We start from the raw sequence: 18,869 nt of genomic DNA on the forward strand, positions 1-18,869 counted from the left end.
AAAAAATGCGCATTGCTGTCGCCATTCCCTGCTACAAGGTATTGCAGCATGTCCTCGGGGTCATCGAGGCCATCGGTCCGGAGGTCGAAGTCATCTATGCCGTGGACGATGCGTGTCCCGAAGGCAGCGGCCGATTCATCGAACAGAACAATCGGGATCCGCGGGTCCGAGTGCTGTACAACCCGGAAAATCGTGGTGTGGGTGGTGCGATTGTGACGGCCTACCAAGCGGCCATAGCGGATGGCATGGACATCGTCGTCAAGATCGATGGCGATGGCCAAATGAATCCGACACTCCTTCCCAAGTTCGTCCGCCCTCTTCTGCAAAAACGGGCTGACTACACCAAAGGAAATCGCTTTTACCGGCCTGAGTCGGTGCAGGGCATGCCTCCGATGCGCCTGTTCGGTAATGGTGCGCTGTCTTTCCTGACAAAGTTAAGCTGCGGCTACTGGAACGTCATGGATCCGACCAACGGCTATACGGCAATCCGGACCCAAGTCCTGAAAGAACTGCCACTCGAAAAACTCGAGCAACGCTATTTTTTCGAGACCGACATGCTGTTCAGGCTCAACACCATACGTGCTGTGGTCAAGGATATCCCCATGGATTCTGTCTATGCAGACGAGGAATCCAACCTGAAAATCGGCAAGATACTCCCAGAATTCCTGCGCAAACACCTGTCGCGGCTATGGAGGCGCTATGTGTACAACTACATCGTTCGCGACTTCAATGTAGGTACCTTATACAGCCTCACCGGCATCCTCTCGTTTGTCTTCGGGTCGATTTTCGGAATATCACACTGGATCATGAGCAGCCAGAATCATCAACCCGCGACCAGCGGAACCGTGATGCTGGCCGCACTGCCCCTTCTGGCAGGAATCCAGTTTTTGGTGGCATTCATGCATTACGACGTTGGCAATTTGCCCACGGAGCCGCTCAGCCAGAATCTCGACGAAGAAATTCTTGAATCCTGACCGTCGGCAGGCACCCAATGCTGGCAAGTTGGCGGCCTCGTCGATGAGGGGCTCAATGCCGTGCCCCTTTCCCCCATGAACCCGTGGTGTCGGGAAAGCGGCCGGTTCCGGCAACCAACCGCTCACGCGTGCTACGGTTGCTTCTTGTCGGGCAATCGAGGCTCGTGAGGCTGATAGGGGCTGAATGCGCTTCCATGGAGGACAAGTTCTCGGCTTGCCTCAGCCAACGTCGAACGCAGCAGTTCTGCGCCACCCCAATGGATCTCTATTCCCGCAGGGCAGGTGAATTTGAATATCAATTCTCCGCTCTCTCGCGGGCGCATGCTCTGCCCTGCGCTCAAGGCATAGCTGTGCATTTCGCCATCGCGTGAAAGAAAAACCCGAGGAGGCAAAGTGGATGTCGGACTGTCCGGCTGAGAATAGCTGACCGCCACATCGCGGCAGGCGCTCGGGATGTCCCCCCGCATTTGCAGCCTGACGCGCCAGATGGCCTCATACACGCTCTCTCTCGACAGGCTCAAGCCCCGAGGAATGTTCACCTGTATAGCCAATTCGGACAGATAGTCGCGTGTGACCCATCGGTTGTCACCCCTGGCCTCCATGCCGGACACCCGTGCCGGGCCAAATGCGTCACCGTTCAATACGACGGCAGCGGGGCCCAGCCGGTGGGGGTCGAGGGAGAGCCGTTCATGGCGCAACGCCCAGTCGCCAGCAGCCCTGTGGACAAAAAGAAGCAGCACGAGGAAGGCGATCTGTCCGGCCGCCCTGGGCCACTTGCGCAGGTTGCGCAGGTTGCCTTGTCCTGCTTCATTACCTGCGAACAATAGGCGAACGTGCCGGGTCAGCATGGCCAATGCTACGGACCCAAGAATGACGAATAATGGATCCAGAAACGCACCGTTGTAACGCGCGTTATAGAGTATCGGAAGAAACTGGGCAATCATTCCACCCGTCAATAATACCAAGGCGACGCAACAAAAAATCATCCCCTTGGCTTGGTCCGATGGGGTCCACGCTACGGGACAGGATCCACTCCTTGCATGGGGAGCTGGTATCAGCTGTTCAAAAATTTCCACAACCGCCCGACGCCCTCGGAACAGCGCCGTCTGGCACAGCAACCCAATGCCTGCGCAAAGCAAAATCACTTGCAACTGCCGTTTTTCGCGCCATTCGGGATCAAAGTGATTTTCGACTGGACTGTACAGAAGCCATGCGCGCGCCTTGCTGGCAAAAAACCGCAAATTATCCAGAAAACTGGTCTGCGTAATCATGTGGACCGCGATTTGTTTTTGCCAGCGATCAGCCTCAATTTCAAGATTTCCCCGCGTGGCGGGGTTGATGGTTGAGGCAGTGTGCCCGACATCGTACTGAAAATTGGTGTAGTACGGTTCCTCCCCCATGTGCAAGGGGTGTACGCCATAATACAGCCCCGCTCCCGCGCCTGTGCCAATGCTCCAACTGCCGAAATAGATGCCATTTTTGGCAATCACCAGCAGGGGAAGCACCAACGCCAACAACAAGGCATACGTTGCACGGCGAAATATCACCTTGACATGAGGTGCAGTGTCTTTAAGGGCGCCGATCCGCCAAGCGGCGTATGCTGCAGCCATCAAAGCGAGTACTCCCAGCACGACATATTGCAGCACTGGTCGCGATAGCAGGGTGATGGTCAAACCCAGCGAGGTTGCCGCAAACCAGCGGATCCTCGGATTGCCTGACACAATTGCCTCCACCAGCCCAAAGACGAACAGCAAAAACCCGAACATGTACATGGCCTCTGTCAATACCTGAGGTATTGCATGGAGCAGCGTATGGGTTGTCACCCATATGGCAGTGGCCGAAACGGCAGCTACGGCACCGCCCAACCGTAGCGCGATACGCCACACCAGGAATATGCAAATGATGAAAAGCCCGCAATTCGCGAGCTTGATAGCCAACTCATTCACACCCCAGACAGCACTCCACACATAGCCTAGCGGTGCCACGCTATAGCTCAATATATCTGTAGCTATAAATTCCAATGGATCTCCCAGAAGTTTTCTTCCGCCTGGCAGATAAATCCATTCTGCGTCGCCATTCACCATTCCAACTGATCTGACATAGACCTTGTACAGGCCGCGGACCGCAACGGCGCTTACCAACAGCAACCAAGTCCAAGTCATTATTCTTCGCCAGGACGCAGCCGGGGCGGTAGAGGCATTCCAGGATTTCATACAATTTCAGTCAAAGACACGGGCGTTTTTCTTTCTCATTACACTCATCAACCTGAATCAAGGCTGAGCTTCCGATACTAACCCACCAGCCTTCCACTGCAATGCAATTGATTAACCTTCAGCGTACGCCCGACCTTGCGAAAATAGTCGGACTCCTCACGGATATCGACGACACCCTCACGACGGATGGCGCCGTCACGGCGGATGCTGTCCGGGCGCTCGAGAGTTTGAAGTCAGCAGGGTTACCCATCATCCCCATCACCGGCCGCCCCGTCGGCTGGAGCGAACCTTTCGCACTGTCTTGGCCCGTGGACGCCATCGTGGCCGAGAACGGCGCCGTCGCGCTGATCCGGCAAGCCGATGGTTCGCTGAACAAGCTCTACCAGCAGGACGCCACCACCCGCAACGCCAACTTCGCCCGTATGCAGCAGGTATTGGCCCAGATCGAGCAAGAAGTCCCTGGCGCGCGCCGCGCCACCGACTCCCCGGGCCGCGAATGCGACATCGCCATCGACCACAGCGAGTTCACGCAGATGCCGCAGGCGCACATCGACCAATGCGTTGCGCTGATGCAGGCCGCCGGCATGAACGCCACCGTGAGCAGCATTCACATCAACGGCTGGTACGGCACGCACAACAAGCTCGAAGGCGCGCGGTGGATCGTGCGCGAGCTGTTCGGGCGCGACCTGGATGCCGAGATCGACCGCTGGGTGTACGTGGGCGACTCCACCAACGACCAGCTCATGTTCCAGCACTTCCCGCACAGCGTAGGGGTGGCCAACATTGCGCGGTTCGTGCCGCAGTTGCAGCACTTGCCGCGGTACGTGACCGAGGGTGAACGGGGCGCGGGGTTTGCTGAAGTGGCGCGGGCCATTCTGGCGGGCCGGTAAAACAACGGGCTTGGAGGTGAAGCCTCTGGCGGGGCGTTCAAGGGATGTCGGCGGGTAAAACCTCCAGCCCACCAAATCCCTCAGACCGTCCACCCAAGGTTTTACTGAATAAAAATGGCCTCTACCGCTTGATAGGCAAGCGCAAGTAGCTATTTAATTCATAGCAAACCCACGCTGTACACCACACACCGCAGAGCACGCAGCACAGAACGCAGAGCGTCAAGCCTTCAAAAAAATCTCGTGGTCCGGCGCAAAGCAAGCGTGCAGCGGCAGCAGCGCACCGCCCAGCGCGCGCGCATCCGAGCCGATGCTGCCCAGCTCCAGCCGTGGCGGCTGGTGCAGGCCTTCCCAGTTGTAGTCGGCCAGCGAACGGCGCGCGCCTTCGCACAGCGCCTGCAGCAGCTCGGGCGCGCAGGCGCCGTCCAGCACCACGGCGTCCAGGTCGAGGAAGGCGGTGGCCGACACGATGCAGTGCGCCAGCGCCGTGGCCGCACTGTCGATCCACGCGCGGCTGTGGGCCAGCCAGGGGGCCTGCAGCACGCGCTTGTCGTAGGCGGCCATGGGGTCCAGGCCGTGGGCGCGAAAGCGCTGCTCCAGCTCCCACAGCGATGCTTGGCTGATGAGCTGCGCGGGGGCCTGGCCCGCCGGGGCGGGCGCCAGGGGCAGCGAGGCCACGGCGCCTGCGTTGCCGTGCAGGCCGCGGTGCAGGTGCGAGTTGATGACCAAGCCACCACCGATGAACGTGTCCATGAACAGGTACAGAAAGCTCGGGATGTCGCGCCCGCGGCCCTGCAGCAGCTCGGCCACGCAGGCGGCCGAGGTGTCCTTGGCAAAGCTCACGGGCAGCTCGGTCATCTGCTGCACCTGCTCGGCCAGGTCGATGTTGTTCCACGCTTCCGATTGCGCCTCGGTCAGCCCCAGCATGCGGTGCCAGCCGCCCAGCTGGAACGGAGCTGCCACGCCCACCCCCACCACGCGCGAGCGCAGCGGGCCCAGGCCGTCGAGCAGCTGGTTCAGGTGACGGCGGATGGCGGGCAGCAGCACATCGATGTCGGGGAACGCATAGTCCAGCACCACGCGCTCGCGCACGTGGCCGGTGAAGTCGACCAGCAGCCAGTCGGCGCTGCGCCGGCCGATCTTGATGCCGATGGCAAAGGCGCCGTCCGGGTTCAGGCCGATGGGGACCGAGGGCTGGCCCACGCGGCCGCGCACCGGGGCTTCGCGGCGCAGCAGCTGGTCTTCGTCCAGCCGCGCGGTGATGAGGCCGATGGTCTGCGCGGTGAGCCCGGTGACCCGCGCCATCTCGGCCTTGGCCAGGCTGCCGTGCGTGCGCAGGGCCTGCAGCACCACCCGCTCGTTGAACTGGCGCAGCCCCACGTGGTTGGAGCCCCGCTGGCGCAGCCGCACCGGCCCGGCGGCTGCGGGCTCGGGTGCGTCTGCAATGGCGTCAGGCAGGTCTGCGGAGTCGAGGGGGATCACGGTGGTGGTGGCAGGAAAATGTGCGGGATCAGGGTTGCAAAGTGTCGCCGATGACGCCCTTGCGCAGCAGAAAGTTTCCCCAGGGCTGCAGCTCGCCGGTCACCACGATGGCGTACGCGCGCCGGGCGCGGTCGTAGAACGCGAAGCGCTCCACGCCTTCGGCCTGCTCGCTCGCCACACCTTCGCGGGCCAGCACCTGCAGGGTGTCGCGCTGCAGGGCCGAGCGGTACGGCGCCTCGGTGCCGCCCACCTGCATGTAGGCCACAGGGTGCGGCACGTCCTGCGCCAGCGGCAGCACGCTGGCCACGGCCTGCACGGCGCGGGCCATGCCGATGCCGGGCAGGCGCAGCACGGGCTTGCCAGCCCCAAGGCTCATGGCGGTGAAGTTGGCGTCGGCCAGCACGATGGCGTCGTCATGGCCCATCTCGGCCAGCACCTTGAGCAGGTCGGGGGTCAGCAGGGGGTCGATGTTCTTGAGCATGGGTAGGCAACGGAGCGGAAACGTTCAGGCCAGGCATTCAGCGGGCAGCTCCGACGCCGCCATGGCGCCGGTCATCACGGCCACGGTGTCGCTCATGCTGATCTTTTTCGGGTTGACGACGGCCGCGCGCTTGCCCAGGCGGGCGATGTGGATGCGGTCGGCGATCTCGAACACGTGGGGCATGTTGTGGCTGATGAGGATCACGGGCAGGCCCTTGTCGCGCACGCGGCGGATCAGCTCCAGCACCATGTTGCCTTCCTTCACGCCCAGCGCGGCAGTGGGCTCGTCCATGATGACCACGTGCCGCGCAAAGGCCGCGGCGCGCGCCACGGCCACGCACTGGCGCTGCCCGCCCGACAGCGTCTCCACCGCCTGCGTCATGGACCGGATGCCCACCTTCAGCTCGTTCATGCGCGCCACGCTTTCTTCGAGCATGCGCTTCTTGTCCAGCATGCGCAGCACGCGGCCGGCCATGCCGGGGCGCAGCAGCTCGCGGCCCAGGAACAGGTTCTCGGCGATCGTCATGGCCGGGGCCACGGCCAGGTCCTGGTACACGGTCTCGATGCCCGCGCGGCGCGCGTCGATGGGGCTCCTGAATTGCACGGGGGCACCGTCGAGCAGCACCGTGCCTTCGTCCGGCACGGTGGCGCCCGACAGCGCCTTGATCAGGCTGGATTTGCCCGCGCCGTTGTCGCCGATCACGGCCATGATCTCGCCGGCGCGCAGCTCGAAGTCGGCACCATCGAGCGCCACGACCTGGCCGTAGCGCTTGACCAGGCCCTTGGCCTGCATCACCAGCGGGGCGGATGCGTTGGGGTGGGCGGTGTTCATCAACGCACTCCTTTGCGCGAGAGTTGGTCGGTGGCCACGGCCAGGATCACGAGGATGCCGGTGACCAGGATCTGGTAGACGGACGACACGCCCATCAGCGTGAGCCCGTTGCGGAACACGCCCACGATGAGCGCTCCCACCAGCGTGCCCAGGATCACCCCGCGCCCGCCGAACAGGCTGGTGCCGCCGAGCACCACGGCGCTGATGGCATCCAGGTTCTCGGTCTGCCCGGCATTGGGGTCGCCCGCGCCGGTGCGCGCCACCGACAGCAGCGCGGCGATGCCGTAGAACACGCCGGCCAGCATGTACACGAAGAGCAGCACGCGGTCCGTCGGGATGCCCGTGAGGCGCGTGGCCTCGGGGTTGTTGCCCACGGCGTAGATGTGCCGGCCGGGCGCGGTCTCGCGCAGGAAGAACCACATCGCCACGTACAGCGCCAGCATCAGCAGCGCGCCCCACACCACGGCCGTGCCGCCGACCTGGAAGGTGTTGCCCAGCACCGTCATGCCGCCCGGGATGTCGGTGATGGTCTGCGCGCCCGAGTACAGCTGCGTGGCAGCGAAAGCGATGTTGAGCGTGCCCAGCGTCACGATGAACGGCGGCAGCTTGACCTTGGTGACCAAGAGGCCGTTGACCATGCCGAACAGCGTGGTCACCGCCATGCCGCAGGCGATCGCCACGGGGGCCGACAGGCCATAGTCCGACGCCACCTTGGTCATCACGATGCCGCCGAGCGCCATGACCATGCCGCACGACAGGTCGATGCCCGCGGTCAGGATGACCAGCGTCTGCCCGATGGCGATCACGCCCACGACCATCACCTGCTGCAGGATGAGCGCGAAGTTCTGCGCTGACAAAAAGCGGTCGCTTTGCAGCGCGAAGAAGCCGCAGGCCAGCAGCAGCGCGATGAAGGGCCCGAGCGTGGCCAGCGGGGGGAGCTTGGAGGCGGTGGTGTTCATGGCATTCGGAGGATTCGGTCAGTCAGCGCGCCGGGCCCGGGCCCGGCGCAAAGCGGCCAGCTGTCTGCCGGCCGGTCCACGGCACGTTTACTTCGCGCCCCAGCACAGGTCCGTGCCGGTCTTCACGTCCTTGCTGTCCACGCCCGGCACGGCCTTGGCGGCGATCAGCGTCACGCCGGTGTCGGTGTAGCCACTGACCTTCTTGCCGGTCTTGGCGTGCTCCACGCCAGCCGCCACGCCCAGCGCGGCCATGCGCAGCGGGTACTGCTGGCTGGTGGCGGCGATGGCACCCTTGCCCACGTCGGCCACGCCGGCGCAGCCGCCGTCCACCGACACGATGATCGTGCCCTTGTCCTTGCCCGCGGCCTTCAGGGCGTTGTAGGCACCGGCGGCGGCAGGCTCGTTGATGGTGTAGACGAGGTTGATGTCGGGGTTCTTCTGCAGGCAGTTTTCCATGCCGGTCTGGCCCTTGGCGCGGTCGCCGAAGCTGTCGGCCATGCACACCACCTCGGCGGGGCGCGACAGCTCATTGCTCTTGGCATCGTTGGCCTGCAGGCCGAAGCCCTTGAGGAAGCCGTTGTGGCGCTGCGCACCCACGGGGTGGCCGGGGTGCAGGTCCAGCATGGCGATCACGGGTTTCTTGCCGGCCAGCGCCGCCTTGGCGTATCGGCCGATCAGCTCGCCGGCCTTGTAGTTGTCGGTGGCGAACAGCGCATCGGTGGCGTCCACGGGGTCGGTGGGGCTGTCGAGCGCGATCACCATCACGCCCTTGGCCTGGGCCTTCTTGATGGCCGGCACGATGGCCTTGGCGTCGCTCGGGGTGATCAGGATGGTGGTGGCGCCCGCGGCGATCAGGTTCTCCATGGCCGTGACCTGGCCGGCGTTGTCGCCGTCGGTCTTGCCCGCGGCCGACACCACCTTGGCGCCGAGCTTCTTGGCTTCGGCCGTGGCGCCTTCCTTCATCTTCACGAAGAAGGGGTTGGTCTCGGTCTTGGTGATCAGGCCGATCACGGGCTCGGCAGCCTGGGCCAGGCCACAGGCCAGGGCGCCAGACAAGGCAATGGCGGACAGCACGAAAGCAGGGGCGCGTTGGATCACGGTTGTCTCCTTGGAACGGATGGCTGAAACCCCGGGCGCCACACGGTGCGGCACCTCGGGAACACCACTCTTGTCGGGTGGATGGGATCGAACTATAGTGCGTTGCAATTTAATAAATCAAGTGGATTTAGTTATGGTTTTCCCTAGCCGATCAGTACCTGACACCGCCACCCTCACACCGCTCCCAGGGTCGCGCGCTGCCCTAGAACCAACGGCTTCCACGCCCACCGACGCAGCACCAGCCCTGCGGGTGGCCACCGCGGGAGAGGCCCTGTTCGACCTGATCCAGGAGGCTGACGGACGCCTGCGGCCCTGCGCGGGCGGGGCCGTCTACAACCTCACCCGTGCGCTGGGCCTGCAGGGCGTGGGCACGATGTACCTGAACCCGCTGTCGGCCGACCTGCTGGGCCGACAGCTTTTGCAGGGCCTGCACGACGCCGGCGTGGCCCTGGCATCGCCCGTGCCCGTGCGCGCGCCCAGCGCGCTGGCGGTGGCCGCGCTGGATGCCGAGGGCAAGGCCAGCTACAGCTTCTATCGCGATGGCGTGGCCGACCGCCAGGCCACGGGCGACGCGCTGATCGCCGCCTGCACCGCCCTGCCCGGCCTGCAGGTGGTGGCCACCGGCTGCCTCGCGCTGGTGGCGCAGGACGCAGGCATCTACCTGCCGTGGCTTGCAGCCCAGCGTGCCGCCGGGCGCATGGTGGTGGTCGATGCCAACCTGCGCCTGTCAGCGGTAGACGACGTGCCCGCCTACCGGGCCAACGTGATGGCCGCGCTGCAGCACGCCCACCTCATCAAGGTGAGCGACGACGACCTGGAGGCACTGGCCGTGCCGGGCGGCACCGCACTGCAGCGCGCCCGGCACCTGCTGGACCACACCCGCGCCCAGTGGCTGGCCCTGACGCTGGGGCCCGGCGGCGCGTGGCTGCTGCAGCGCGACGGCCAGGTCGTGCATGCGCAAGAGCACGCGCCCTTGGCCGTGGCCGACACCGTGGGGGCGGGAGATTGTTTTCTGGCCGGTCTCATCACCGCGCTGCTGGCGGGGCCGGAGCGGGGGCAGGAGGCCCTGTGCGAGCGCCCCGGGGGCCTGGTGGCCCCGCTGGCTACCGAGCGGCTGCACGCCGTGCTGTGGCATGCGCTCGCCAGTGCCAGCCATTGCGTGGAGCAGGTGGGCTGCGTGCCGCCCCGCTACGACACGGTGCGCCAGCGGCTCGCCGCGCAGGCGGGCGCGTCCGCCGTACAGGCAGCCGCCGCATAAGGCCAGGGTTGCATTGGCTGGCGGCGCGTGTCAGCCGTGCGGCAGGCGTTCAGCCCGGCCGGCGGCTGGCACCGTTCACTCAGCGGGCTTGGTGGTTTTGCCTGTGCTGCGCGGCTTGCGGGCGCGGGGCGCTGGGGTCTTTGCAGCGGCCTCTGGAGTTGCTGCTGTTGCAGCAGCCGCGGCGGCCTTGGGTTTGGCCGATGCTGTTCGTGGCTTGGGCGCTGGCGCGGGTTGCGATGCGGCCGCCGGTGCCTCCGAGTCGCCCGTTGCTGCCTTGCGCCCGCTGGTCTTGCGCGCTGCCGATCCGGCGCGGCGGCTGCGGGGTGCAGGGGCGCTGGACTCTTCGGCTGCTTCATCGGGTGCCTCGACCATCGCGGGCGCTGAGGCCTGGTGGTCATCGTCGGCACCCCACTGCTGAGCTGGAGCGCCGGACTGGTAGTCGTCATCATTCAACACGGCATCGCGACGCGGCGGGGCGTCGACCGCAGCGGGTGCAGGCGCTGGTGCGGCCGCCGGCTGACTGAAGTAGCTGCGGGTCGGACGCTCCGGCTGATCGTCATCCTGCGCATTGCGCGTGTCCCGCGTGTCACGAGCATCTCGAGCCTCACGTGAATTGCGGGAGTCACGCGAATCACGGCCATCGTGAGCATCCACGCCGAAGTCGGGCTGCTGGTCGCCATGGTCCTCTGCCTGCCCATCGCGGCGCATCTCTGCGTGCTGCGGTGCCGACGAGCGCCCAGCGCCTTCGCCCCGGCGCCCGCGCGAGCGGCCACCGCGGCCATTGCCGCCGCCGCCTTCGCCCTGGCCTGCCGAGGTGTCCGGCACCGAAGCCACGGCATGGAAATCGTGGCGGACGTGACCCGCTGCGCCCCCCTGCCGCTCGGCCGGTGCGTCGGCGCGGCCCGAGGGATCGGCACTGCCTGCGCCCACTCCGCCGCCCAGCGAGCGGAACACATACGCGCCGGACTTCTCGTCACGGCCGAACTCCAGCAGGCCGCGTGCTTGCGCTTCCTCCAGCAGGTTGCCAAAGGTGCGAAAGCCGTAATAGCTCTCGCTGAAATCGGGCTTGCGGCGCTTGATGGCTTCCTTGAGGACCGACGCCCAGATCTTGCCGCTGTCGCCGCGCTCGGAGGTCAGCGCCTCGAAGGTCTCCACCGCCAGCTCCACGCCCTGGGTGCGGCGCACGTCCTGGGTTTCCTTGCGATGGCGCTCTTCCTCGGGCGTGCGACGCGGCGCGGGGGCCGAGCCGGGGTTCTGGCGCCGGGCCATCGCGCGCTGGTTCTCGCGCACCAGGTCGTCGTAGAAGATGAATTCATCGCAGTTGGCGATGAGCAGGTCCGACGTGGACTGCTTCACGCCCACGCCGATCACCTGCTTGTTGTTCTCGCGCAGCTTGGACACGAGCGGCGAGAAGTCCGAGTCGCCACTGATGATCACGAAGGTGTTCACGTGCGACTTGGTGTAGCACAGGTCCAGCGCGTCCACCACCAGGCGGATGTCCGCCGAGTTCTTGCCCGACTGCCGCACATGGGGGATTTCGATCAGCTCGAAATTCGCCTCGTGCATGGTGGCCTTGAAGCCCTTGTAGCGCTCCCAGTCGCAATAGGCCTTCTTGACCACGATGGAGCCCTTGAGCAGCAGGCGCTCCAGGATGGGCTTGATGTCGAACTTTTCATACTGCGCATCGCGCACGCCCAGGGCGACGTTTTCGAAGTCGCAGAACAGGGCCATGCTGATGCTGTTGTCGGAGGGGGATGCCATAAATGCTCGCGGTATTCCGTTCAATGTTGGGACGGATCATCACACGGAACGCCATACGCCCCTCCGGAGGCCATGTCGCGGTACCGATGAATAGCGTGAGGGCGGACCTTCAGTGAGAAAAGTTTGCCAGCGAAACGTCGTGACTGGCGCGTCCCGGGCCAGTGCCCCCGCGCAAGGGCCGCCAAGCCGCTTGCGGCGCTTCACTTCCGTGCGCTGGGGGCGTCCCCCTCCCGCCAGCGCAGCGCAGCGAGAGAGGGGGAAGCGGCGCAGCCGCTCAGGGGGTGCTCACTTCAACTCGGCTTGGCCAGGCCCAGTTTTTCCACCAGCGCCTTCTCGCGCGTGAAGGTGTCCTGCGCGAATTTCTTGTACGCCGACGTGCTCATGTACATCGGCACCATGTCGTAGCGGGCCAGCGCGGTCTTGTAGCTGTCCTGCTCCATCGCCTGCTTGAAGGCATCGTGCAGGCGCTTGACCACCGCATCGGGTGTGCCCTTGGGCGCGCCGATGCCGAAGGGCGAGTTCTGCACCAGGTTCAGCCCCAGCTCCTTGAGCGTGGGTGCGTCCGGGAACTTGGCCAGGCGCTCGGCGCCCCAGGTGTTGAGCACGCGCAGCTTGCCGGCCTCGACCTGCGGCGCAAAGCCGGTGGAGTCGGCCGCCGCCATGATCTGCCCGCCCAGGATGGACTGCATCAGGTCCGCACTGCCCTTGTAGGGCACGTGTAGCAGCTCCAGCCCCAGTTGCTGGGCGATCAGCTCCATCGTCAGGTGCGGGCTGGTCATGGTGCCGGTGGAGCCGTAGCTCAGCTTGCCGGGATTGGCCTTGGCCCAGGCCACGAAGTGCGTCCAGGTCTTGAGCGGCGAGTCGGCCGGCACCACCAGCCCGAACGCATAGCCGGTGACGTTGAGCACGTAGCTGATGTCCTTGACCGGGTCCCAGTTGATCTTGGTGGTGTAGGGCAGGCGAAAGACGCCCAGCGGAATCTGCGCCACGGTGTAGCCGTCGGCCGCAGCGCCCTGCAGCGCCTGCGCGGGCAGCGTGCCGCCGGCGCCGGGCTTGTTCTCCACGATGACCGGCTGGCCCAGGATCTTGCCGGCGCTGTCGGCCAGCGAACGCATGGTGATGTCGGTGGGGCCGCCCGCCGGGAAGGCGATCACGAGCTTGATGGGCTTGTTCGGAAAGCTCTGGGCCTGCGCCATGAAAGCGGGGGCGGCGAGGCCGGCGGCTCCCCATTGGATGATCTGGCGACGTTGCATGGCGGGGCTCCTCAATAGCAAAAACAAAGACTTCGCCATTGGACTTCAACCGACTCCTCAGGGGTCTTGCGGAAACCCCCTAGCCGGTGTCGCACAGGTGCCAGTGCACCTTCCGCCCCGCAGGCGCACCGGCATCAGGCCTTGTACGTCGACAACAGGATGCTCGTCTCGGTGTTCGCAATGCCGGGCGTCAGGCGGATGCGGCCCAGCGCCGCGTCGAAGGCCTCCAGGCTCTCGGCGCGCACTTCGGCCACGATGTCCCAGCGGCCATTGGTGGTGTGCAGCGTGCCCACCATGGGCTCGCCGCGCAGCGCGCGGATCACCTCGGGCGCGGCGTTGCCCTCCACCGCGATGCTCATCCAGGCGCGGATGCGCTGGGGCTCGGAGTCGGGCCGCAGGCGCACGGTGTAGCCCACGATGACGCCGCTTTCCTCCATCTTGTGCAGCCGGTTCTGCACGGTGCCGCGCGAGACGCGCAGTTTGAGCGCCAGTGTGGCCACGGGCGTGCGCGCGTCGGCCCGCAGGATGCTGAGGATTTCGCGGTCGGTGTCGTCCAGCCTGTTCATAGTGGGCCTCTGGGTGATCAGAACGCCAGATTTTGCTGCATTTCGATCAGTTTGAAGTCTGTTGGTTGGCTGGCACTGTCCGGAAAATTCATGCACCGCCACCTTGCCGCCATCTTCCAACCACTGACCGCCATGCCCTCCCCCGCATCCGCCCAAGCCCCCTCCGCCGTCGTGATGGTCCGCCCCCATCGCTTTCACCCCAACCCGGACACCGCGCACGACAACGCCTTTCAGTCCGTAACCACCACCGCCGCCCCGGACGACATCGCGCGCAAGGCATACGCCGAGGACCCAGGCCGCAGCGAAACTCGAAGCCGCCGGCGTGCGCGTGCACCTGTTCGACGACCTGGGCGAGCGCCACGCGCCCGATGCGGTCTTCCCCAACAACTGGTTCTCCACCCACGCCGGCGGCCACGTGGCCGTGTACCCGATGTACGCACAGAGCCGGCGGCGCGAGCGCCGCAGCGACGTGCTGGACCTGCTCAAGGCCGAGTACCGGGTGCAGGACGTGATCGACTACTCGGGGCTGGAGGCCGACAACATGTTCCTCGAAGGCACCGGCGCGATGGTGCTCGACCACATCGGCCGCATCGCCTACACCGCGCAGTCGAACCGCGCCGACCCGGTGGCGCTGGAGCGGTTCTGCACCCACTTCAACTACGAGCCCATGGCCTTTGCCACGGCCGATGGAGAGGGCCGGCCGTGCTATCACACCAACGTGATGCTCTGCGTGGGCACCGACTTCGCGCTGGGCGGGTTCCACCTGATCACCGACCCCTTGCGACGTGAGGCTGTGCGAAGCCGCCTGCGCGAAACCGGCCGCGACGTCATCGAACTGAGCGCCCACCAGATCGGCGAATTCGCGGGCAATGCGCTGGAGCTGACCGGCGCCCGGGGTCGTGTGCTGGCCCTGTCGGCGCGCGCCGCCGCCAGCCTGACCGCGGCGCAGAAGGCCGTCATCGAGCGCAGCGCCACGCTGCTGCCGCTGGCCGTGCCGACCATCGAACTGGCGGGCGGGTCGGTGCGCTGCATGCTGGCGGGCGTGCACCTGGCTCGGCGCAGCATGGCGGACGCCCGGCCCCACTGACAGCCCACAGCGCAGTGGGCCAGTAGACGACGTTGCTGCCGCGCTGCGTAGACACTGGGGGTTTTTGATTAAAAAACCCCTCTACCGCTTGATAGGCAAGCGCTAGCAGCTATATTTTTAATAGCAATCACCTTCCAAGCGCTGCGTAGCGCACCGCCTGCCGCCCCATCCCGCCAACAGTTCCCTGGCAAGTCACCACCCAGCTCACGGGCGCGGCACGTCGGTGGTCGCCACATCCGCATCGCACCCGACGCCCGCCGCAATCCAGCGCCGAGCCAGCCAGGCCAGCGGTGCCGTCAACCAGCGCTGCCGCAGGCCCGTCACCTCGCCCGGGTCGGCCACCATGCCGCACAGGTACCGGGCGTGCGCTTCGTCCCACCGCAGCGCCACGCAGGCCCCACGGCGGCGGCGCGACACCAGCATGCCCAGCGGGCAGGGCTCGGCCAGGCAGCACAAACCGCAGCCGTTGCAGGGCGCGCCCACGGCCGGCTTGGGCGGCGCGTCGGCCTGCAGCCAGACCACGGCGTGGCGCGAGGGTGGGGTCGTCATCGCGCCATTGTGCCGACCGCCCGCCGCCCTGAGCATCCACCACAACGCTGCATCGCTTTGCAGCGCCCCGCAGCCGCTGCTGACTTTGCAGCAACGAACGACGAAGCGCGCACGCGCTGCTGCAAACCCAGCAGCCGCGCACAGCCGCTCGCACCTCAGCCGTGGCGCCCCCGGCTGCTGTCAGTTGCCATACGCGTCAACGCTGCAGGGTGCGTTTATCCCGGCGACGCAGCGCACAGGCGGCGCCCACGCAGCACCCCGGCGCCATGCGCGATTTCCGCATAAGCAGCATCGACGCCATGGCACGCGGGTTGCGGAAGGCAGGGGGTCTCAGGCCGCGGTAACGGCGCCCGGCCTGAGTGAATGCACACGCACTGCACTGCACACCTCACTGAACCACTGCAACGAAGGAACTCCCCATGCTCGATCTGTCGAAACGCTTCCTGCTGGTCTCCGCGCTGGCGCTGGGCCTGGCGGCCCCTGCCGCCGCGCAGAACCTGGAGAAATCCGAAATCCGCTACCAGGGCTGGGCCGGCCAGGTGGTCTGGATCGAACTGGCCGAAGACCTGGGCTACCTCGCACCGCTCAAGTCCAAGTGGGTGGGCAACACCATCAGCGGCCCGCAGGACATCCAGACCGTGGTGACCGGCGATGTGGACATCGGCGGCGCCTTCTACGGCGCCATCATCAAGCTCGCGGCCAAGAAGGCGCCGGTCAAGGCCGTGCTGGGCTACTACGGCTCGGACGACAACACCTACAACGGCTACTACGTCAAGGACGACAGCCCCATCAAGGGCCCGCGCGACCTCATCGGCAAGAAGGTCGCGGTGAACACGCTGGGCGCGCACCACGAGTTCATGCTGCGCGAGTACCTGGAGCGCGGCAAACTCACCAACGCCGAGGCCAAGCAGGTCACGCTGGTGGCCACGCCGCCCGTCACCGGCGAACAGGCGCTGCGCCAGGGGCATGTCGAAGTCTCCACGCTCGGCGGCGTGCTGCGCGACAAGGCGCTGGAGCGCGGCGGCATCCGCCCGCTGTTCAAGGACCGCGACCTGTTCGGCAACTTCACCGGCGGCGCATTGGTGCTGCACAACAAGTTCATCGAGCAGAACCCCAACACCAGCCGTCACCTGGTGTCGGCCCTGGCCCGCTCCATCGAATGGGCGCGCAACACACCACCGGCTGAAGTGCGGGCGCGCTACACCAAGATCATCGAAGGCCGCAAACGCGCCGAGACCGCCGACGCCATCCAGTACTGGAAGAGCACCGGCGTGGCCGGCAAGGGCGGCCTCATCACCGACAAGGAACTGCAGATCTGGGTGGACTGGCTGGTGAAGGACGAGGTGGTCAAGCCCGGCCAGCTCAAGGCCGCCGACCTGTACACCAACGCGTTCAACCCGTATGCCAACGGCGGCGTGGACAAACTGGCGGCCAGCAAATGACCAGCGCCATTCATCCCCACACCGCGGCCACTGCCGCGACCAACGCGCCGGCCAAGATCCGCTTCGAGCACGTGACCAAGGAGTTCACCGTGCGTGCGGACGACGGCGGCCCGTCCAAGCGCTTTGTCGCCGTGCAGGACGTGACGCTCGACATCCGCCCCGGCGAGTTCCTGGTGCTGGTGGGCCCGAGCGGCTGCGGCAAGTCCACATTGCTCGACCTGCTCGCGGGCCTCACGCCGCCCACCAGCGGCCAGGTGCTCATCGACGGCAAGGGCATCACCGGCCCCGCACGGGACCGGGGAGTGGTGTTCCAGCAGTACGCGCTGTTCCCGTGGCTCACCGCACTGGACAACGTGGCCTTCGGCCTGGAGGTCGCGGGCCTGGGCAAGCGCGAGCGCCGCGAAAAGGCCGCGCACTACCTGCAGCTGGTGGGGCTGTCCGACTTCGCGCAGCGCTATCCGCACGAACTGTCGGGCGGCATGAAACAGCGCGTGGCGATTGCCCGCAGCCTGGCCTACGAGCCCCAGGTGCTGCTGATGGACGAGCCCTTCGCCGCGCTGGACGCGCAGACCCGCGAGACGCTGCAGGAAGAACTGGTGGACATCTGGCAGCGCACCGGCAAGACCATCGTGTTCATCACCCACGGCATCGACGAGGCCGTGGTGCTGGGCCAGCGCGTGGCGGTGATGACCACCCGCCCCGGCCGCATCAAGGAGATCGTGGACATCCCCGAATCGCTGCGCGCCGAGACCGACGACATCCGCTCGCTGCCGCTGTTCGGTGAACTGCGCCACCGCATCTGGGGCCTGCTGCACGACGAGGTCGCGTCCGCGCGCCACGAACGCCGCAGCCGCATCGCCGCCCAACCCGTGATCAAGGAGTCCCACCATGTCTGACATCGCACTGTCCGCACACGCTGCGCAGCAACATCCCGCAACCGCCCTGCCCCATGCCGCACAGGCGCTGCCCACCCTGTGGCTGCGCCTGGCCCGCCGCGTGGCCAACGGCGCCTGGCGCTCCGGCCTGGTGCTGGCGCTGGCCGTGCTGTGGGAGCTGGCGCCCCGCCTGGGCCTGACCGACCCGACCTTCCTGCCGCCCCTGACCGAGGTGCTGGCCGCCGGCTGGGTGCTGGCGCAAAACGGCCAGCTGTGGGAGCACACCTCCATCAGCCTGGCGCGCTCGCTCGGCGGCCTGTCGATCGCCATCGTGGCCGCCATTCCGCTGGGCCTGGCCATCGGCTGGTACCAGCGGCTGGGCCAGGCGCTCAACCCGCTGATCGAGCTGCTGCGCAACACCGCGCCGCTGGCGCTGCTGCCGGTGTTCCTGCTGCTGCTGGGCATCGGCGAAGTGTCCAAGCTGTCCATCGTGGTCTATGCCTGCGCCTGGCCGCTGCTGCTCAACACCATCGCCGCCGTGCGGCAGGTGGACCCGCTGCTGGTCAAATCCGCCCGCACCATGGGCGCCACGCCGCGCCAGCTGTTCGTGAAGGTCATCCTGCCCGCGTCGGTGCCCACGATCTTCGTCGGCATCCGCCTGGCTGCCGCGTCGGCCATGCTGGTGCTGATCGCCGCGGAAATGGTGGGCGCGAAGGCCGGGCTGGGCTACCTCATCATCTATGCGCAGTACAGCTTCTTGATCGGCGACATGTACTTCGGCATCATCGCGATCACGGCCATCGGCGTGACGCTGAACTATGCGCTGCAGCGGCTGGAGCGGCACTTCACGGCGTGGCAGGGGGTGGCGCGCTGAGATCCCTTTGCCGTTCACGCTGAGCCTGTCGAAGCGCCGCGCAAGGCTTCGACAGGCTCAGCCCGAACGGTGGGAATGGATCGGACGCAGCCCGTGCCGGCCATCACCCACACCCAGGCCACTGCGCGCAAATGCAGTGGCCTTTTTTCTTCACCATCCACATGCCCCAACCCGATCACGCTGAGCCCGTCGAAGCGCGGCGCGAGGCTTCGACAAGCTCAGCCCGAACGGTCGGGATGGATCGATTGCAATCCGTACCAGCCATCACCAAAAACAAAA

Annotated in this window: 16 protein-coding genes and 1 pseudogene; 7 read left to right on the forward strand and 10 right to left on the reverse strand. The window is 66.1% G+C overall.

What is annotated here, in order from left to right; translation table 11 throughout:
• Positions 1 to 5: 5 nt before the first annotated feature.
• Positions 6 to 974, forward strand: a complete 969-nt coding sequence (locus tag ACSQ3N_RS22635) for a glycosyltransferase family 2 protein (protein ID WP_436147524.1) — start codon at positions 6 to 8, stop codon at positions 972 to 974.
• Between the two features lie 131 nt (positions 975 to 1,105).
• On the opposite strand, the gene ACSQ3N_RS22640 is transcribed toward ACSQ3N_RS22635, so the two are convergent.
• Positions 1,106 to 3,136 carry an ArnT family glycosyltransferase gene (locus ACSQ3N_RS22640; RefSeq protein ID WP_162241048.1) on the reverse strand — a complete coding sequence of 677 codons (2,031 nt, stop codon included), beginning with the start codon at positions 3,134 to 3,136 and terminating at the stop codon, positions 1,106 to 1,108.
• Between the two features lie 152 nt (positions 3,137 to 3,288).
• On the opposite strand from ACSQ3N_RS22640, the gene ACSQ3N_RS22645 reads away from it, so the two are divergent.
• Positions 3,289 to 4,077, forward strand: coding sequence for an HAD-IIB family hydrolase (locus ACSQ3N_RS22645; protein WP_436147525.1), 789 nt, complete (start codon positions 3,289 to 3,291; stop codon positions 4,075 to 4,077).
• A 219-nt stretch (positions 4,078 to 4,296) separates the two neighbouring features.
• Here ACSQ3N_RS22645 and ACSQ3N_RS22650 read toward each other — a convergent pair whose 3' ends face one another.
• From ACSQ3N_RS22650 to ACSQ3N_RS22670, 5 genes are all read right to left on the reverse strand, one after another.
• Entirely contained in the window at positions 4,297 to 5,532 is a 1,236-nt protein-coding gene (locus tag ACSQ3N_RS22650) for an ROK family transcriptional regulator (RefSeq protein WP_436148000.1), read from the reverse strand.
• Between the two features lie 52 nt (positions 5,533 to 5,584).
• Complete coding sequence (locus tag ACSQ3N_RS22655; RefSeq protein WP_436127158.1) at positions 5,585 to 6,037, reverse strand: RbsD/FucU family protein; 453 nt, start codon at positions 6,035 to 6,037, stop codon at positions 5,585 to 5,587.
• Positions 6,038 to 6,061: 24 nt separating this feature from the next.
• Positions 6,062 to 6,868 carry an ATP-binding cassette domain-containing protein gene (locus tag ACSQ3N_RS22660; RefSeq protein ID WP_436147526.1) on the reverse strand — a complete coding sequence of 269 codons (807 nt, stop codon included), beginning with the start codon at positions 6,866 to 6,868 and terminating at the stop codon, positions 6,062 to 6,064.
• Positions 6,868 to 7,827: an ABC transporter permease gene (locus ACSQ3N_RS22665; RefSeq protein WP_436127159.1), complete on the reverse strand. Its 960-nt coding sequence runs from the start codon at positions 7,825 to 7,827 to the stop codon at positions 6,868 to 6,870. The genes ACSQ3N_RS22660 and ACSQ3N_RS22665 overlap by 1 nt, the downstream gene beginning before the upstream one ends.
• An 87-nt stretch (positions 7,828 to 7,914) precedes the next feature.
• Positions 7,915 to 8,922 (reverse strand): sugar ABC transporter substrate-binding protein, encoded by a 1,008-nt coding sequence (locus tag ACSQ3N_RS22670; RefSeq protein ID WP_436148001.1) that lies wholly within the window; start codon positions 8,920 to 8,922, stop codon positions 7,915 to 7,917.
• Between the two features lie 253 nt (positions 8,923 to 9,175).
• On the opposite strand from ACSQ3N_RS22670, the gene ACSQ3N_RS22675 reads away from it, so the two are divergent.
• Positions 9,176 to 10,183 (forward strand): PfkB family carbohydrate kinase, encoded by a 1,008-nt coding sequence (locus tag ACSQ3N_RS22675; protein ID WP_436147527.1) that lies wholly within the window; start codon positions 9,176 to 9,178, stop codon positions 10,181 to 10,183.
• 75 nt (positions 10,184 to 10,258) lie between these two features.
• Here ACSQ3N_RS22675 and ACSQ3N_RS22680 read toward each other — a convergent pair whose 3' ends face one another.
• The 3 genes from ACSQ3N_RS22680 to ACSQ3N_RS22690 all read right to left on the reverse strand — a co-directional run bounded on the left by ACSQ3N_RS22680 (position 10,259) and on the right by ACSQ3N_RS22690 (position 13,763).
• Positions 10,259 to 11,944, reverse strand: coding sequence for an NYN domain-containing protein (locus tag ACSQ3N_RS22680; RefSeq protein ID WP_056162787.1), 1,686 nt, complete (start codon positions 11,942 to 11,944; stop codon positions 10,259 to 10,261).
• Positions 11,945 to 12,234: 290 nt separating this feature from the next.
• The gene (locus ACSQ3N_RS22685; protein WP_056162784.1) at positions 12,235 to 13,197 is read right to left on the reverse strand and encodes a Bug family tripartite tricarboxylate transporter substrate binding protein; all 963 of its coding nucleotides are present in this window, start codon (positions 13,195 to 13,197) and stop codon (positions 12,235 to 12,237) included.
• A 134-nt stretch (positions 13,198 to 13,331) separates the two neighbouring features.
• Positions 13,332 to 13,763, reverse strand: coding sequence for an Lrp/AsnC family transcriptional regulator (locus ACSQ3N_RS22690; RefSeq protein ID WP_056162782.1), 432 nt, complete (start codon positions 13,761 to 13,763; stop codon positions 13,332 to 13,334).
• Positions 13,764 to 13,895: 132 nt separating this feature from the next.
• Here ACSQ3N_RS22690 and ctlX point away from each other — a divergent pair.
• Positions 13,896 to 14,850 (forward strand): annotated as a pseudogene (gene ctlX / locus ACSQ3N_RS22695) (citrulline utilization hydrolase CtlX).
• Between the two features lie 204 nt (positions 14,851 to 15,054).
• Here the strand turns inward: ctlX and ACSQ3N_RS22700 are convergent.
• Entirely contained in the window at positions 15,055 to 15,399 is a 345-nt protein-coding gene (locus tag ACSQ3N_RS22700; protein ID WP_056162779.1) for a hypothetical protein, read from the reverse strand.
• 419 nt (positions 15,400 to 15,818) lie between these two features.
• On the opposite strand from ACSQ3N_RS22700, the gene ACSQ3N_RS22705 reads away from it, so the two are divergent.
• The 3 genes from ACSQ3N_RS22705 to ACSQ3N_RS22715 are packed head-to-tail and all read left to right on the forward strand — an operon-like array spanning position 15,819 to position 18,590.
• Entirely contained in the window at positions 15,819 to 16,841 is a 1,023-nt protein-coding gene (locus tag ACSQ3N_RS22705) for an ABC transporter substrate-binding protein (protein WP_056162776.1), read from the forward strand.
• A complete protein-coding gene (locus ACSQ3N_RS22710; RefSeq protein WP_436147528.1) occupies positions 16,838 to 17,737 on the forward strand; it encodes an ABC transporter ATP-binding protein in 900 nt (299 codons plus the stop codon). The genes ACSQ3N_RS22705 and ACSQ3N_RS22710 overlap by 4 nt, the downstream gene beginning before the upstream one ends.
• Entirely contained in the window at positions 17,730 to 18,590 is an 861-nt protein-coding gene (locus ACSQ3N_RS22715) for an ABC transporter permease (RefSeq protein WP_436147529.1), read from the forward strand. Before ACSQ3N_RS22710 ends, ACSQ3N_RS22715 begins: the two co-directional genes overlap by 8 nt.
• Positions 18,591 to 18,869: the final 279 nt, after the last annotated feature.

It is taken from the genome of Acidovorax sp. LjRoot194 (assembly GCF_964253015.1).
In the GTDB taxonomy this organism is placed as follows: Bacteria; Pseudomonadota; Gammaproteobacteria; order Burkholderiales; family Burkholderiaceae_C; genus Acidovorax.

Coding starts and splice junctions, on each gene's coding strand:
- ACSQ3N_RS22635 (WP_436147524.1), top strand. CDS start 6: ATGCGCATTGCTGTCGCCATTCCCTGCTACAAGGTATTGCAGCATGTC.
- ACSQ3N_RS22640 (WP_162241048.1), bottom strand. CDS start 3,136: ATGACTTGGACTTGGTTGCTGTTGGTAAGCGCCGTTGCGGTCCGCGGC.
- ACSQ3N_RS22645 (WP_436147525.1), top strand. CDS start 3,289: ATGCAATTGATTAACCTTCAGCGTACGCCCGACCTTGCGAAAATAGTC.
- ACSQ3N_RS22655 (WP_436127158.1), bottom strand. CDS start 6,037: ATGCTCAAGAACATCGACCCCCTGCTGACCCCCGACCTGCTCAAGGTG.
- ACSQ3N_RS22660 (WP_436147526.1), bottom strand. CDS start 6,868: ATGAACACCGCCCACCCCAACGCATCCGCCCCGCTGGTGATGCAGGCC.
- ACSQ3N_RS22665 (WP_436127159.1), bottom strand. CDS start 7,827: ATGAACACCACCGCCTCCAAGCTCCCCCCGCTGGCCACGCTCGGGCCC.
- ACSQ3N_RS22680 (WP_056162787.1), bottom strand. CDS start 11,944: ATGGCATCCCCCTCCGACAACAGCATCAGCATGGCCCTGTTCTGCGAC.
- ACSQ3N_RS22685 (WP_056162784.1), bottom strand. CDS start 13,197: ATGCAACGTCGCCAGATCATCCAATGGGGAGCCGCCGGCCTCGCCGCC.
- ACSQ3N_RS22690 (WP_056162782.1), bottom strand. CDS start 13,763: ATGAACAGGCTGGACGACACCGACCGCGAAATCCTCAGCATCCTGCGG.
- ACSQ3N_RS22700 (WP_056162779.1), bottom strand. CDS start 15,399: ATGACGACCCCACCCTCGCGCCACGCCGTGGTCTGGCTGCAGGCCGAC.
- ACSQ3N_RS22705 (WP_056162776.1), top strand. CDS start 15,819: ATGCTCGATCTGTCGAAACGCTTCCTGCTGGTCTCCGCGCTGGCGCTG.
- ACSQ3N_RS22710 (WP_436147528.1), top strand. CDS start 16,838: ATGACCAGCGCCATTCATCCCCACACCGCGGCCACTGCCGCGACCAAC.
- ACSQ3N_RS22715 (WP_436147529.1), top strand. CDS start 17,730: ATGTCTGACATCGCACTGTCCGCACACGCTGCGCAGCAACATCCCGCA.